This is a genomic window from Psychrobacter sp. GTC18467 (assembly GCF_055397455.1).
In genome coordinates, this window is record NZ_AP038920.1 from 2,456,494 (window position 1) to 2,471,670 (window position 15,177).

Annotated in this window: 18 protein-coding genes; 13 read left to right on the forward strand and 5 right to left on the reverse strand. The window is 43.2% G+C overall.

What is annotated here, in order from left to right; all coding sequences use genetic code 11:
• Nucleotides 1-2: 2 nt before the first annotated feature.
• The 3 genes from ACZ5XY_RS10880 to ACZ5XY_RS10890 all read right to left on the reverse strand — a co-directional run bounded on the left by ACZ5XY_RS10880 (nt 3) and on the right by ACZ5XY_RS10890 (nt 2,563).
• Nucleotides 3-1,346 carry a transglutaminase-like domain-containing protein gene (locus tag ACZ5XY_RS10880; RefSeq protein WP_464743875.1) on the reverse strand — a complete coding sequence of 448 codons (1,344 nt, stop codon included), beginning with the start codon at nt 1,344-1,346 and terminating at the stop codon, nt 3-5.
• Between the two features lie 113 nt (nt 1,347-1,459).
• Entirely contained in the window at nt 1,460-1,624 is a 165-nt protein-coding gene (locus tag ACZ5XY_RS10885; RefSeq protein ID WP_464741592.1) for a hypothetical protein, read from the reverse strand.
• 291 nt (nt 1,625-1,915) lie between these two features.
• Nucleotides 1,916-2,563, reverse strand: a complete 648-nt coding sequence (locus ACZ5XY_RS10890; RefSeq protein WP_464741594.1) for a hypothetical protein — start codon at nt 2,561-2,563, stop codon at nt 1,916-1,918.
• Nucleotides 2,564-2,843: 280 nt separating this feature from the next.
• Between ACZ5XY_RS10890 and ACZ5XY_RS10895 the strand changes: the two genes are divergently transcribed.
• Nucleotides 2,844-3,296 carry a hypothetical protein gene (locus tag ACZ5XY_RS10895; RefSeq protein ID WP_464741596.1) on the forward strand — a complete coding sequence of 151 codons (453 nt, stop codon included), beginning with the start codon at nt 2,844-2,846 and terminating at the stop codon, nt 3,294-3,296.
• 245 nt (nt 3,297-3,541) lie between these two features.
• Here the strand turns inward: ACZ5XY_RS10895 and ACZ5XY_RS10900 are convergent, their stop codons facing one another.
• Entirely contained in the window at nt 3,542-3,745 is a 204-nt protein-coding gene (locus tag ACZ5XY_RS10900; protein ID WP_464741598.1) for a hypothetical protein, read from the reverse strand.
• Between the two features lie 250 nt (nt 3,746-3,995).
• Here ACZ5XY_RS10900 and ACZ5XY_RS10905 point away from each other — a divergent pair, with 250 nt between their 5' ends.
• The gene (locus ACZ5XY_RS10905) at nt 3,996-5,339 is read left to right on the forward strand and encodes a phage/plasmid replication protein, II/X family (protein ID WP_464741600.1); all 1,344 of its coding nucleotides are present in this window, start codon (nt 3,996-3,998) and stop codon (nt 5,337-5,339) included.
• A 28-nt stretch (nt 5,340-5,367) separates the two neighbouring features.
• Entirely contained in the window at nt 5,368-5,670 is a 303-nt protein-coding gene (locus ACZ5XY_RS10910; protein ID WP_464741602.1) for a hypothetical protein, read from the forward strand.
• A gap of 278 nt (nt 5,671-5,948) precedes the next feature.
• Here ACZ5XY_RS10910 and ACZ5XY_RS10915 read toward each other — a convergent pair whose 3' ends face one another.
• Nucleotides 5,949-6,152, reverse strand: a complete 204-nt coding sequence (locus ACZ5XY_RS10915) for a hypothetical protein (protein ID WP_464741598.1) — start codon at nt 6,150-6,152, stop codon at nt 5,949-5,951.
• A 250-nt stretch (nt 6,153-6,402) separates the two neighbouring features.
• On the opposite strand from ACZ5XY_RS10915, the gene ACZ5XY_RS10920 reads away from it, so the two are divergent.
• From ACZ5XY_RS10920 to ACZ5XY_RS10965, 10 genes are all read left to right on the forward strand, one after another.
• Nucleotides 6,403-7,746 (forward strand): phage/plasmid replication protein, II/X family, encoded by a 1,344-nt coding sequence (locus ACZ5XY_RS10920; protein WP_464741604.1) that lies wholly within the window; start codon nt 6,403-6,405, stop codon nt 7,744-7,746.
• 28 nt (nt 7,747-7,774) lie between these two features.
• Nucleotides 7,775-8,077: a hypothetical protein gene (locus tag ACZ5XY_RS10925; RefSeq protein WP_464741602.1), complete on the forward strand. Its 303-nt coding sequence runs from the start codon at nt 7,775-7,777 to the stop codon at nt 8,075-8,077.
• A 244-nt stretch (nt 8,078-8,321) separates the two neighbouring features.
• Nucleotides 8,322-8,459 (forward strand): hypothetical protein, encoded by a 138-nt coding sequence (locus ACZ5XY_RS10930; protein ID WP_464741606.1) that lies wholly within the window; start codon nt 8,322-8,324, stop codon nt 8,457-8,459.
• Nucleotides 8,460-9,467, forward strand: a complete 1,008-nt coding sequence (locus ACZ5XY_RS10935) for a zonular occludens toxin domain-containing protein (protein WP_464741608.1) — start codon at nt 8,460-8,462, stop codon at nt 9,465-9,467. It abuts the gene before it with no gap.
• Nucleotides 9,439-9,633 carry a hypothetical protein gene (locus tag ACZ5XY_RS10940; RefSeq protein ID WP_464741610.1) on the forward strand — a complete coding sequence of 65 codons (195 nt, stop codon included), beginning with the start codon at nt 9,439-9,441 and terminating at the stop codon, nt 9,631-9,633. Before ACZ5XY_RS10935 ends, ACZ5XY_RS10940 begins: the two co-directional genes overlap by 29 nt.
• Before the next feature lie 7 nt (nt 9,634-9,640).
• On the forward strand, nt 9,641-9,871 hold the full coding sequence (locus tag ACZ5XY_RS10945; protein WP_464741612.1) for a major capsid protein: 231 nt from the start codon (nt 9,641-9,643) through the stop codon (nt 9,869-9,871).
• Nucleotides 9,871-10,008: a major capsid protein gene (locus tag ACZ5XY_RS10950; RefSeq protein WP_464741614.1), complete on the forward strand. Its 138-nt coding sequence runs from the start codon at nt 9,871-9,873 to the stop codon at nt 10,006-10,008. Before ACZ5XY_RS10945 ends, ACZ5XY_RS10950 begins: the two co-directional genes overlap by 1 nt.
• Nucleotides 10,009-10,278: 270 nt before the next feature.
• Entirely contained in the window at nt 10,279-11,874 is a 1,596-nt protein-coding gene (locus ACZ5XY_RS10955; RefSeq protein WP_464741616.1) for a virulence factor TspB C-terminal domain-related protein, read from the forward strand.
• A gap of 55 nt (nt 11,875-11,929) precedes the next feature.
• Nucleotides 11,930-12,145 carry a DUF2523 family protein gene (locus ACZ5XY_RS10960; RefSeq protein ID WP_464741618.1) on the forward strand — a complete coding sequence of 72 codons (216 nt, stop codon included), beginning with the start codon at nt 11,930-11,932 and terminating at the stop codon, nt 12,143-12,145.
• Between the two features lie 1,168 nt (nt 12,146-13,313).
• A complete protein-coding gene (locus tag ACZ5XY_RS10965; protein WP_464741620.1) occupies nt 13,314-15,095 on the forward strand; it encodes a ShlB/FhaC/HecB family hemolysin secretion/activation protein in 1,782 nt (593 codons plus the stop codon).
• Nucleotides 15,096-15,177: the final 82 nt, after the last annotated feature.

The following is a 15,177-nucleotide window of genomic DNA, read 5'->3' on the forward strand; positions in this document are numbered from 1 at the left end:
CCTTAAGACAATCGGCTGACCATCACTTGGCTGTATAAATCCTCATAACCGCCGCCAATTCGCATGCCGCGAACGGGAGCGGCGTCTCGGTAGTCGCGGCCGGTGGCGATATAAATATGGTGGCTTGGCGCAAATAGCTGATTGGAAATATCAAAGGTGTACCAGTTGCCCTCAAGCCAAACCTCCGCCCAAGCGTGGCTTGCCATGTGATTGCCGCCATCATCATAAATATATCCGGACACATAGCGCGCCGGCAAATGATAAGCTCGGCAAGCGCTGATAAATACGTGGGCATGGTCTTGGCAAACGCCGCCGCTTGTGGCAAAGGCTTCTATAGCGCTCGTTCCTACGTGAGTGACATTCTTGAGGTAAGGCATCACCTCAAGCAGGCGCTGCGCCATTTGAATCAGCCGATTGCGTGACTCCTCAACTGATAATCCTGTAATATCTTGTAAAAAGGGTTTGGCAAAATCAGCAATCGCCGTATCAGATTGCGTCAGCGGCGTGGGAACCATAAATAGCATATAAGGAACGCTTGCATCATCAACAATGCACTTGGTGTCTGGGTTGATTTCAACCACCCCTGCCGCTTGAATTTGTAAGTTGTCATGAGTTTCACTGCGGCTTAAGGTTAACAGCTCATTGCCAAAGCCGTCTTTTTGGGCGATGGCAATTTTTGGCAGCATCACCTGCCAGCGGGTATTTTTAGGCAATTTATCAATCCAATATAAAAACTCTTGACTGATGCTAATGGTGGTCTCATTGAGCAAAACTGTCCGCTCAAGCTGCTCAAAATGCCGCCCCAATTGCCAAAAACAGGTCACCAATTCATGCTCCTCGCTCATTGCCGCATTGCAAGCATGCAGCTGCAAAGTTGCCGCTCGGTACTCACCGGCGTTGGCTAAACGTTTAATCAGGTTATAAAGCTCTGCCGTGTCATTTCCCATCACCCCTTTGGCATCTTGAACGTTGGATTCAATCGCCGCAATGGTGCTTGGGATTTTTTTCTGTTCAAGCTCGTAAATCAGCTGTTTTTGCAGGTCAGCGCTTGGCAACTGCAAGTCAACCTCAAAGCCTAAATGACTAATCAAATGTCTCATCTGCTGATGATTGAGCTCATTTTTAATCAATTGGCGCATCAGGCGGTCATAGTGGTATAAGCGCTCGCTATAACGACCAAGCCAAATCAAATAATTGGCGGTTGATAATAATAAAATGATATTGCTGCGACCTTTTACGCCTTGGGTTCGGCTGTAGTGGTTTAAATAGTCGCTATAAGGGGCGCGGGTAGGGCTTGCGCCATTCGCACCCTCTACAGCTTTGGCAGCAAGCTTGGCATTGACCACCCAAGTATCTTTGATGCCGCCGCCTTGAGAGGAGTTGACCACAAGCGAGCCTTCAACCATCGCCACTCGGGTAAGCCCGCCTGCCACAATATCGACCGTACCATCACCATGGCTTAAAATAAACGGTCGCAAATCCACTCATCAAGCCAAGCCCCAATATTGGCAGCAGCAGGGCGATAACGGCTATCTGCTTGACAAAGCTCATCAATGCTATTGCTCACTTGGTTTTGCTGGCAAGTCTGTGACAGTGAAACGATTTTATTCTTATTGTTGACCATAATAACGGCAAGCCTCCTTGGCAAAGCAGCTCAATACCACTCCTAATTGTTTGCTACGCAATTGTTGGAGATTGTTAGTTAAATATAGCCTTTATTACAGTATTATTCTGTATTTTTTCAGTATGAATCAACAAAAATACACAATAGAATAGTTTTTAAGATTTTAAGCGGGCGGTTAATTTTTCCTAAAAAAAGCGCCCCATCGGATAAAACGATAGGGCGCTTTAGTATAAAAGCTATGACAGCTATGACCGCTCAACTTTGAGACTGGTTTTTTACAAGGTTAACCCTCTAAACGGTCCACTGGTCATTCACGATGGCAACCAAATACCGCTTGCCTTGATAATTTTCAAAAACCAGTCGCATCACGCGCCAGTCCATACCGCCATATTCTTCCGTTCCTGCATGATAAAACTCAACAATATCTGCATTTGGATATACCTTTTTGATATTGTTGATGCTGTTGCCGCTACCTTTAAAGGTATTCACAAGGATTTCTGAGTCGTTAAAAGTCTTCGCATTGACCCAACGGTTCAAATACTGAGGTAGGGGAATCACCAGTAAATCGCCAATACCATCACGTTCACCCCAAGTAAAGCGGATTTTCGACTCTTTTAAGTATTGGGCAAACTGAGCGCGGCTAAATACCTTGTCTTTTTTAGGCTGAACATAAGCATACATCGAAAAGCGAACGCCGCGTTTTGGGTGAATGTCATTGATAATCTTGTTAAATTGACCGCGCGCCAACGCCGACTGGATATGCTTTGCTTGATTGATAAGGCTTTGTTGGTTTTTGATTGGTGTTGCAGGGGTGGTCGCCGTATTAGGTTTTGCTGCAAACGCCAATTCAGACTGACAGCCGGTAACCAAAATCACGCTGCTGATTATAGCTATCAAAATAGGCTTGAGCCTTGTTTTTGTCGTCAAGATGTTCATCATAACTCCTTAATATTTAAAGGGTTAACTCTTATAATAGCTAAAAACATATATCATGATTGTAATATTTTTGAATGAGAACTGATGGTTATTTAACGAAAATGCCGTTTGAATTTCAGACAGCCATTTAAAATAACGGTTTGAGAAAAACGATGCAAAAATAGCTTATTTTCAATGAATGATAACTCAACCTGATATCAACGATTGCACAACAAACCGCCGCAAAAACTATGATGTAATAATTTTAAACAATGAGCAGTTTGAAATATCGATTGGAAATATCATGCAATATCAACTCTTTATCCGTCTTTTTTTGAGTTCTATTTTTGCCATCAGCTTGCCAGCGGCTGCGGCAAGTAGCAGCCAAGACGCCGCTAAATTGAGTACAGTTAAAACCATGTATCAGCAAGACATCAGCAATGAAGGCAGCGTAACCCCAGTTTTAACTAAATTTGCCAGTCCCGAACTTGCCCAAGCGTTAAAACTTGAGCAAGATTATTTTGATAAAACGCAAATGATTTGTGGCACGGGTGCCGATGTGATTTGGGACTCGCAAGACCCTGATTTTGTGATGCCAAAACTTAGCGCTCAAAATGGCAAAATTAAAGCCCACCTGAGTCATGGTAGCGAGGTTTACTATCAGCTGGAGTGTACGGGTGACACTTGCAAAATAAATGATGTGACTTTGGACGGCGTTAAGTCGCTGCAGTCGATGTTAACTGCAAACTGTAAGTAAAATTTAAGTGGCGGTATTGCCACTTTTTTTATAAATAATTTACTTCGCATAATTTACAGCGTTATGGTAAAAGTTCGCCCTGCTATCGTTTCGACAGCAGGGCGGTTTTTTACCCGAGCTTGCGAGGGCGTAGCCATAATGTGCATTATGCGAAAGAGCGAGCGGCGACGCCCTCCGCTTGCGCAGGACGTACGCCGCGAGTCCACATACTTTGGTAGTGGACTCTAGCGAAAAATTTTGCGCTTTTACTTTATTTGCTTCCTTTCTGCTAAATCAAGATACCTTGCTATATCCTCATTTTTTGCTGTTTCTAGCCCTTTGAGAATCAAGGCATTTGTTACCTCTGCTTCCCCTACAAGTTCTTTTCTATCTACTACATATTCCATAGTCTTTTTTTTGATTTGTTTCACTAGGTCGCCTTTAATGCGGTAGGTTTTTGTTTCGCTCATTTTGTCCTCCTAAAATAATTTCCGAAACATTGTTGCATTGTTTCTTGTAACAGTGCTAAACTCTGTTTCATTGTTACACGCAACTAAATTACAAAATGCTTGTAGGGAGCGCCTAAAATGTCTGATTGTCAATGTAATTCACCCCTTTGTCCTCTTTGCTACGTTCCTCCCCCTACGTTGGACGTAGCACCCTGTTTCCATTGCGGCTACTCGGAATACCAAAGCGCCTTATTACTGAATGGTGGTCTTTGTGATAATTGTTCAGGAGTTCCTGAACAAATCGCCGATAGCCGTTGTGATGCTCGTTTTGCCTTGCCTGATTGGGCTCATCATGCTTGATACGTTGATTATCCATATCCCCATGCGCTCTGAGTTTGTCCGTCAAAACGGCAACCTTTTTAGCGTCGTGGGTGATGTTGCCGATTATCAAATTAGGGCTGTTCCCAGTTACCTAAAGCGTGACCTCTTAACTGGTGCAATCAGCTACGGCGACTTACGACACCCTTATGAATCATTGCCTAGCAGCTATAGCGGCATGGCGATTAAATTTAATGCCGTCAATGTTGCCAATACGCCGCCTTACATCAGCTTGAATGCAAGCTGCAAAATACTGCAAGGTCATAACATTTACGGCGGCTCAAGTGTTCGCAACCTAGCATCTGAAATGCTGTACCTGCTTAAGTCAAACTACCCTGAATTTTTTGCTTGCCTTGACTTACGCCAAGCGACCATATCGCGCATCGATGCGACCTTTAGCGTTCGCTTGGAGCATGAAAGACTGGTTCAGCCATGTTTGCGCTTTTTATCAAACATCAGCAAAGGACAGCGCAAAACAGATAAAGACCGCCGCGACTTCTATAACACCGTATATTGGGGCGGCAAAACAAGCCGCGAGGGTGGGGCAAAAGCCTACGGCAAGCATACCGAAGTTATGAACGAAGTAGCGCAATTAAAAGCGGCTGCCAAAAAGGGCTGCTCACAATCAGTGCATAAGCTTACCGTGTTTACTGACGAATTGCTGTCATGGTCGGCAAATTTATTGCGCTTTGAATCATCAACCAAAAAACGCAAGCTTGAAAAACTAGGGTTACCAACGAATTTATGGCATTTCATTGAATATCAACAACAAAATAAAGATGTTCTCATTATGCTGTGGCGTATGTGGTTTGACCCAATACTGCAAGCAATATCAGGGGACGTTCAAATGGAAAATGTTGATGATGCAGAAATCTATGAATTGTGTAGAAAAAACCTTGTAACTGTGACCGCAAAAGGTCGCTTAAGTTATACGAAAGCTAATAATGCTTTTAATTTCTATCAGTTACTTAAAAATAATGGTTGGGAGGATATTAAAAAGCGTTATCAGCCTCGGACTTTTCAAATTAATGTTAAGTCGCTTTGTGATTTGGGCATTCCTCGCGCTTTACTCCAAAACCTTTATGAGCAGCAAGCTAAGTCAGTGCCAATGGTGGACTTAGTGAAATTTGACTTTAGCAATCAATATCCGGCGGATTATCAGCCAGTGATTAGCGAGCATATTACCGACTTTGATTACATCATCAAAAAGAAACCTAACTTACGCCTAGTCGCTTAAAGACAGGCACAACCAAAGGGAAAATAGCATGAAAATGAAAGTAATCCGTGTTGACCGTGTTAACCGCTCTGGAACATCAAAGCAGGGCAATGCTTACCACATTGACCAAACCGAAATCACCGTTCAAGTGCCGTATTCATCGGCGGACGGTTTCGGCTTTAAAGAAATGACTTACCAGTTTGGCGACAGCAGCAACTTTGCCGCCGTTGAACAACTCCGCGACCGCTTGCCGCTAGATTGTGATATTGAGCTTGGCGTATCTCTCAATAGCTATGGCTCGGCGCAAACTGTGGTTACTGATTTTAAAGTGCCGCAATTGGTTAAAGCTTAATGACAGAATATGCAACCGTAGCTGAAGTTACGCAAGCGCTTCAGCTTATCTTGCAAATGGTTTTGTTTTGTATGGCTGTTTCATTGCTCGTTGTTTATAGATGGATTATCTCATTTATCTTTAGGTTTTTAGATTTTATAGATGATATGCGTGAACAAAGGGCTAAACATAACAGCCACGTTAGGGCTTATTACCGCGCAAACTTTCGACAGCGTAACTTTAACTTAAAAGGGTAGGGTCTTTGGTGGTAGTGGACTCTAGCGAAAAATTTTGCGCTTTTACTTTATTTGCTTCCTTTCTGCTAAATCAAGATACCTTGCTATATCCTCATTTTTTGCTGTTTCTAGCCCTTTGAGAATCAAGGCATTTGTTACCTCTGCTTCCCCTACAAGTTCTTTTCTATCTACTACATATTCCATAGTCTTTTTTTTGATTTGTTTCACTAGGTCGCCTTTAATGCGGTAGGTTTTTGTTTCGCTCATTTTGTCCTCCTAAAATAATTTCCGAAACATTGTTGCATTGTTTCTTGTAACAGTGCTAAACTCTGTTTCATTGTTACACGCAACTAAATTACAAAATGCTTGTAGGGAGCGCCTAAAATGTCTGATTGTCAATGTAATTCACCCCTTTGTCCTCTTTGCTACGTTCCTCCCCCTACGTTGGACGTAGCACCCTGTTTCCATTGCGGCTACTCGGAATACCAAAGCGCCTTATTACTGAATGGTGGTCTTTGTGATAATTGTTCAGGAGTTCCTGAACAAATCGCCGATAGCCGTTGTGATGCTCGTTTTGCCTTGCCTGATTGGGCTCATCATGCTTGATACGTTGATTATCCATATCCCCATGCGCTCTGAGTTTGTCCGTCAAAACGGCAACCTTTTTAGCGTCGTGGGTGATGTTGCCGATTATCAAATTAGGGCTGTTCCCAGTTACCTAAAGCGTGACCTCTTAACTGGTGCAATCAGCTACGGCGACTTACGACACCCTTATGAATCATTGCCTAGCAGCTATAGCGGCATGGCGATTAAATTTAATGCCGTCAATGTTGCCAATACGCCGCCTTACATCAGCTTGAATGCAAGCTGCAAAATACTGCAAGGTCATAACATTTACGGCGGCTCAAGTGTTCGCAACCTAGCATCTGAAATGCTGTACCTGCTTAAGTCAAACTACCCTGAATTTTTTGCTTGCCTTGACTTACGCCAAGCGACCATATCGCGCATCGATGCGACCTTTAGCGTTCGCTTGGAGCATGAAAGACTGGTTCAGCCATGTTTGCGCTTTTTATCAAACATCAGCAAAAGACAGCGCAAAACAGATAAAGACCGCCGCGACTTCTATAACACCGTATATTGGGGCGGCAAAACAAGCCGCGAGGGTGGGGCAAAAGCCTACGGCAAGCATACCGAAGTTATGAACGAAGTAGCGCAATTAAAAGCGGCTGCCAAAAAGGGCTGCTCACAATCAGTGCATAAGCTTACCGTGTTTACTGACGAATTGCTGTCATGGTCGGCAAATTTATTGCGCTTTGAATCATCAACCAAAAAACGCAAGCTTGAAAAACTAGGGTTACCAACGAATTTATGGCATTTCATTGAATATCAACAACAAAATAAAGATGTTCTCATTATGCTGTGGCGTATGTGGTTTGACCCAATACTGCAAGCAATATCAGGGGACGTTCAAATGGAAAATGTTGATGATGCAGAAATCTATGAATTGTGTAGAAAAAACCTTGTAACTGTGACCGCAAAAGGTCGCTTAAGTTATACGAAAGCTAATAATGCTTTTAATTTCTATCAGTTACTTAAAAATAATGGTTGGGAGGATATTAAAAAGCGTTATCAGCCTCGGACTTTTCAAATTAATGTTAAGTCGCTTTGTGATTTGGGCATTCCTCGCGCTTTACTCCAAAACCTTTATGAGCAGCAAGCTAAGTCAGTGCCAATGGTGGACTTAGTGAAATTTGACTTTAGCAATCAATATCCGGCGGATTATCAGCCAGTGATTAGCGAGCATATTACCGACTTTGATTACATCATCAAAAAGAAACCTAACTTACGCCTAGTCGCTTAAAGACAGGCACAACCAAAGGGAAAATAGCATGAAAATGAAAGTAATCCGTGTTGACCGTGTTAACCGCTCTGGAACATCAAAGCAGGGCAATGCTTACCACATTGACCAAACCGAAATCACCGTTCAAGTGCCGTATTCATCGGCGGACGGTTTCGGCTTTAAAGAAATGACTTACCAGTTTGGCGACAGCAGCAACTTTGCCGCCGTTGAACAACTCCGCGACCGCTTGCCGCTAGATTGTGATATTGAGCTTGGCGTATCTCTCAATAGCTATGGCTCGGCGCAAACTGTGGTTACTGATTTTAAAGTGCCGCAATTGGTTAAAGCTTAATGACAGAATATGCAACCGTAGCTGAAGTTACGCAAGCGCTTCAGCTTATCTTGCAAATGGTTTTGTTTTGTATGGCTGTTTCATTGCTCGTTGTTTATAGATGGATTATCTCATTTATCTTTAGGTTTTTAGATTTTATAGATGATATGCGTGAACAAAGGGCTAAACATAACAGCCACGTTAGGGCTTATTACCGCGCAAACTTTCGACAGCGTAACTTTAACTTAAAAGGGTAGGGTCTTTTATGAATGTTATTGAGTTTTTAGATAAGTATTCGCCATTGGTTGCCTTGGCTGCCGTTGTTTTATGGTCGCCAATTATTATCACTTGGGTGATTAAAGCCAAAAGGTTTTCCTTTCCAGTGAGTAAGCGAGGTAAATAAATGCTAAAGCTTATTACAGGTATCCCCGGAAGCGGCAAAACATTGTACGCCGTATCTATGCTCAAAAAAGCAGTTGAGCATAACGCCAGTTTACCTCTTGATGAGCAGCGCAATATTTACTGTGACATTACCGGCTTAACGATAGAGGGTATCGAAAAGCCGCCATTGGACTGGCGCAAGACACCGCCGCAAAGCTTACTGATTTATGACGAAGCGCAATTTCACAAACCATTTCAAGCAGGGCGCGGCTTATCGCCATTTGACTATATCCAAGAGTTAACCATTCACCGTAAAACAGGTCATGAAATTTGGTATATCACCCAAGACCCAAAGCGGCTGCATGGCAACATCTTGGACATGGTCGAAACCCATTGGCACGTTGATAGACCGTATGGCGCAAAGCTTGCCACGATTTACCAATTCCGCGGCACTGAGCGCAACCCAAAAAGCCGAAGCGCCATAGAACGCGCTGAACGCAAAAGCCTATTTAACTATGACAAGCGATTGTTTGACTTGTACCAATCCAGTGAGGTGGATGATGGCATTAAGCTAAGACTGCCGCCGAAGCTGTTTGGTGCAATCGCCGTGCTTATCGCTATCTTTGGCTTTAGTGGCTTGATGTTTTTTGGTGACAGCACCCAAAACATGATTCAGGGGAAGGTTAAAGATGAACCCATCACTGCTACTGATTCTGAATCTAAGCCTTTGGCTGCTGCTGCTGTTCCTGCTACTCCAGTTGAGCCAGTGGCAACAGTATCGCCAGTTGAGCATATTGCTTATCCACCAACAAAGGTCATTTTCGAACAAGTTGCAATGGTTGTCAGCAATAGTGATTACTGCATTGCTAAAGATGCAGCAGGTAGGACTTTAGACATATCCAGTGATGAATGCTTATTGTTTGCCGAAAACCCCTATTCATCAAATTACATACCAATGGACGCCTTAAATTACGTCTATGTAGAAAAGGAATTGCCAAAAAATGAGCAACCAACCTCAAACGACTTATGAGTGTTTAGAACTGAATGAAGTTGGTCAGTGCATTAATTGGCAAGTGGTAGAAAATAACGAGGTATCACCGCCCCTCGACCAAAGCGAACAAGGTCAGTTGTTGTTAGCGATTTTGTCAGTAATGGTATTAGTGTGGTCATTTAAAATGCTTAAAAAAGCAATGTGAGGTAGTTATGGAAACTCAAAATCAAGTGAAAAAAGTGACTTTACGTCAAAAATTGGCTGTAGCGGCTACTGCCTTTACTTTAACTGGCATTACTGCTGCCAATGCGGCTTCTGTTGATGTCAGCGATGTTGTGTCTGAAATCGGTGATGCTAAAGCCCCAATTGCATCTGTAGCCGGTGCAAGTCTTGGCGCATACGTTGCCATTCGCGTTTGGAAGCTTGTCCGTAGAGCCATCTAATGCTTGCCGTTATTGATGTTAGCGAATACGTTATTTATATCGTTTCGGCTAACTCAGTAATTGCTTTGGTGGCATCAGCAAGCTTAGGCGCGTATGTTGCCATTCGCGTTTGGAAGCTTGTTCGCCGTGCTATTTAGTTCCGGTTGCTCATTGTCACCAATGAGCAATCAATCAAGATAAATTTAGGGTAGGGCGTTGATTTATGTTGCTTGATTATCTGCCAGAACTCATAATCATTTGGGCTTGTTATCAACTTTTATTTAGGTAGGGCTAAATATGAAAGGTATTAGTGCAGAGGACTTAGGTCATTTAATCGGTCGTTGGCTGTTTAGAATAGTATTTTATGGCGCTATTTATGGCGCTATTTTTTATGGCATATTGCGACCTGCATTTAGGTATTGGACTTCATGAAAAAAATTGCCATTGTTTTTTTATCGCTGTTTTTAGTTGTCAGTTTGCCATTGGCGGCTCATGCCAATATTGTTACTACTACTGGCAAATATATTATTAATGCTATTAAGCACGTTCCAGGTGGTGCAAAGGTTGACGCTACTAACACGGTCACTGGCGCAAAACATGTTATTAAGCATGGTGTTACTTCTCAGGCTTTAGGTCAGGGCATTGGTGCAGGCATTATCCAATTCGGTGTTGCTGGCGGACTCGGATTAGCATTTGAAGCCATAACTGGCGCTGCGCTGTCTGCTGTAGACTGGATGATGGATACTGAGAACAATCAAATCAAGTGGAAAAATAAGAATGAGGGTGGGGGCGGCGGTGATTCTGAGTTCCTGTGGGGTAATCCTGCTTACTCTGTGCCTTATATTTACTCTACGCATCTTGCTGCTGCCGAAGCTGCTTGTAAAGCTTCTGGTTTGTTTTTCGTAACTATTTATGCTCAGTATGCTCGTTGTGGCAAAACTCCCAATGCGACTACTTGGACTAGTATTCCTATTGGTAAGATTCCGAATCCAAATTACGGTGAGCAGCCAGATATGTGGAAAAAATTGCCGCTTAATGAGTTAGCAGCAAAAACGCTTGATCTAGCAGACGGCGGTAATGCTCTAGCTCAAAAGGACGTTGAAGATTACGTTACAGCAATCGCCAAGCGTGGCGATTTAGATACCGCCCTTGACAACGCAACTGACGTTACAAAACCCGATGACCCGACAGAGCCGGAAAAACCAAAGAAAGAATGTCCTGTGGGGACTATTCGCGTGGGTGATATTTGTATTGCCTTGCCTGATGACTTGCCAACTGGTGAACAAGGGCAATGCGGCATCTGCTGCGCTCAGCTTATCGCTATCTTAGCTGAGATGGCGAAAATGAATGAGCAATTCTATGAAAAATCGCTTGATAACGATGCTCAAGCGCTCATTGCGCTAAATCAAATTAACGCGCAACTCAATCAGCTAACCCTTGATTTCAATGCCTTGCTTGCTGAAGTAAAGCTGACAAATCAAACGCTGACCGAAATCAACAACAATCAAGAACTGCACTTTAACGAGTTAAAGCAAAAAGCCGATGAACTGAAACTAGCGATAGAAACTGGTGACGCAAGCATCTTAGCTGCGCTTGCTGACGTCCAATCTGCCATTGACTTGACCAATTTAAAATTGGATAAGCTGAACATCAATCTTGAAAAGGTCATTGAGCATTTAGAACGAATGCAAAAATGCGAGGAAACCGAATTCAATAAAAAGATTTGCGAGTTTATTGATTGGGTTAAACAAGAACCGGACGCACCGGACGCACTGGACGATAGCGGCGAGGTAGATATTATTGATAAATCCGATGATTTAAGCCTTGATAAAGACCGCATCAGCTTTGACAATCAATGTCCGCCGCCAAAGCCGATAAGCCTAACCGTTGCAGGACTTGGCTTTACTGAGGAATTTAACTATCAGCCCATGTGCGACTTTTTTAGCCGCTTAAAGCCCTTTGTAATTGGCATGGGTGGTATATCCAGTGCTTTAATTATTGCCGGAGGTATTCGCCGTGGGTAACTTTTTATTTAACATTGGGCAATCATTGTTAAGCATAGGTATAAAAAGGGCATTGATGGGCGCAGGTCTTGGCTTGGCAAGCTATACCGGACTGTCTGCCATGCTTGATAGCATGATTAGCAGTTCAGTGAGTCAGATGCAAGGCGGTGATGCGGTTGCCTTAGCGTTTCTTGGCATTAGTGGCATGGATACCGCGATAAGCTTGGTATTAAGCGCGGTGCTAGTTCGTGCGACCATCTTTGGCGCTTCTCTTTCTTTAGTTAAAACTTAAAAAACAATTTCGCCTTTTCTAGACGGCTGATTTTTTCGAGTGGTCTTTTTTAGCCCACTAGGCTAAAAAAGACCGCGAGAAAAGAATCAGTCTGCGCCCCCCGCGCTAAGGGGCGTTCGTAACCTCCAATCAGGTAAGAATTATTAAAAATAATTAATTTCTGCTATTTCGCATAATGTATATTATGTTAAAGGAAGGATGCCAGACAATAAGTTCATATAATTATAATTATATGATAAACCCTCATAAAAATTAGTTGATAATTGATTAACTCTTATACGTATTACCTATTCATAAAGTCATCTTCATCAACACTAATACAGTTACTGGCTAAGCCGTCTTAAGGAGTCAATGTACAGAGCTATCCCTGTTTCTATTGTATTTGTAATTGAGCTTAACGCATTAAACCATGTCGCTAGTTAACCTGTTTAATAAACTTGTTCTACTCATCATTGCTAAGTTTACTACCTTTATACAGCACAATAAGCCCTCTGAATAATCTGTCATTCCTAATCATCACATAATAACCAAATCATTCATCAATCAATTGTTGTTAGCTTAGACGACTTCCTCATTAATGCGAATGTGCTTGAACTACGTTAGGTACAGAACAGAAGTATTCGCCATCAAGTGAAGATCAGCTCAAAGTAAAAGCAATAACCCTTCTGAATGCCTATTACTCTATTCATTGATAAGAATGTATACAAGCTCTGATAATGCTCCTACTTGGCATCTTGGTAGATTTAAGTCTGAAAAGATACGATGAGTTGAAAGATGCGATAAAATTTAATCAGGATATCGAAAAGCTTCTAATATCTTTGGAGGCTCGAAATAGAACGATCTTTGCTTGTAACTCGACACCAAAAAAATGTCTTGAAAGACCTAAATTAGAAAAAGTCGGCTACATAGCACTATATATGATACTTGGAGGCATAGGAGCTATTGTTACTAATGAACTGCCCTACCCAGTATTGTCGCAGACTCAACATTCTGAGGAAATGCAACAATCCTAGAGAAGTTTAGTCAGCTTTATTTAACGCGCTTATTCTTTAATCAAGATTATAAGCCACAAGAAAGCATTTAGGAAATATTCTAAAGCACTTGCAAAGGTGTAATTGTCGTTCCATAATCCTGCCCTGAGTCTTTTCTAAACTTATGTATATCATATATGAAAAATTTGTTATTTATTAAAGCAGCATATACCGCCAAGGCCCCATTGGCGCTTGTGGTACTTTGTTTCATGGCAGGAACAGGACATGCCATTACCCCTGAGCAGTATCAGGAGCAGCGCGGTGACGCCTTAAAGCGGCAGCAAATTATGACCCCGAATGTCACCATTGATACCAATGCTTTTAAAACCGCACCATCGACTCCCAGCGCATCAACTACAATTGAGGCTCATGATACAGCGTCACCTTGCTTTGATATTCATCAAATTTATCTCACTGGAGAATCAAGCTCCACGTTTAACTTTGCTTTACTTCCACTTATCGCAAAAAAAGACTCAATTCTTGGCCGCTGCTTATCGGTCAATGACATCAACCAACTGGTCACCAACGTTCAAAACCGCATTATTGAAAAAGGTTACGTAACAACAAGGGTCGCCATTGAAAATCAAAACCTTAACTCAGGAAAACTTGCGCTCACCGTAATTCCAGGACGAATTGATCAAATTGAAGCCCTCAACATCAAAGCCAAGCGCCCCATCTACACCGATGCTCAAGGCAACCCTGCCAACTTTGCACCCGCCATGCCAATGATTTCAGGCGACCTGCTTAACATTCGTGATATTGAGCAGGCGCTTGAAAACTTTAAACGTGTGCCAACAGCGGACGCAGATTTCGCAATCGCCCCAAGCCGCCGTATTACAAATCCTGGCTACAGTGACATTCAAGTCAACTGGCGCCAAAACAAAAACTGGCGCTTATCTGCCACAATTGACGACTCAGGCCAAGACAGCACAGGCATCTATCAAGGCAATATCACCTTATCCCTTGATAACCCAACGTGGCACAACGACTTGTTATACCTATCTTACAACCATGATCTTGATGGCGGCAATGACAAAAATGACGGCAGCTGGGGCTATAACGTCGGTTATGTATTGCCCATTGATAACACTCAGCTGACCCTAACTCATAGCGGCTACAACTATGACCAAACCATCGCGGGCGCCAATCAAGATTATGTTTACAGCGGAGAGTCTTACAATACGGAAGCTACCATCAATCATCTGATTCATCGTGACAATCACAGCAAAACCTATCTCAAAGCAGGCGGCTTTACCAAAAAGCAAAACAACTACATCGATGACACCGAAATTGACGTTCAGCGGCGCCGAATAGCAGGATATAAAGCAGGAATTGGCTACGAAACGGTCATTGGCAAATCGCAATGGATTGGCGACATCATATATCAGCGCGGCACAGGTGCGCTTAATGCCCTAAGCCCACCTGAAGCCTTATTTAACGAAGGCAGCGCCCGCGCCGGTATCATCAAAACCAGCATTGACATCAACCGACCCATCAAGCTTGCTGATAAAGCGCTCAATTATCATGCCGCCTTTAAAGGTCAATATGCCAACCAAGCCTTAGTGCCAAGTGAGCGCTTTGTTATTGGCGGCCGCTATAGCGTTCGCGGCTTTGATGGCGATCGCAGCTTAAGTGGCGAGCATGGAGCGCTGCTAAGACAAGAAATCAGCGCCTATCTTGGCGATAAGCCCCACGCCATCTATACCGGCATTGACGCAGGTTACGTCAAGCTTGACCAAAATGAGCAAGACGACCTTTTGCTAGGTCACCACCTAATCGGCGGCGTCGTTGGCGTCAAAGGCTATGTGGCGCCTATAAAAACCAGCTATGACTTATTTGCAGGATACCCCCTAGCTCAGCCGGAGCGTTTCAGCGACAAAGACTGGGTGACAGGATTTAGCTTAGGTTGGCAATACTAACCGTAGAATCTCCCGCCGATGGCAGCTGCCCTACCCTCTTAACCGTCTTGTTTTACGCTTCTCATTAAAGCCGTTTTCCCTA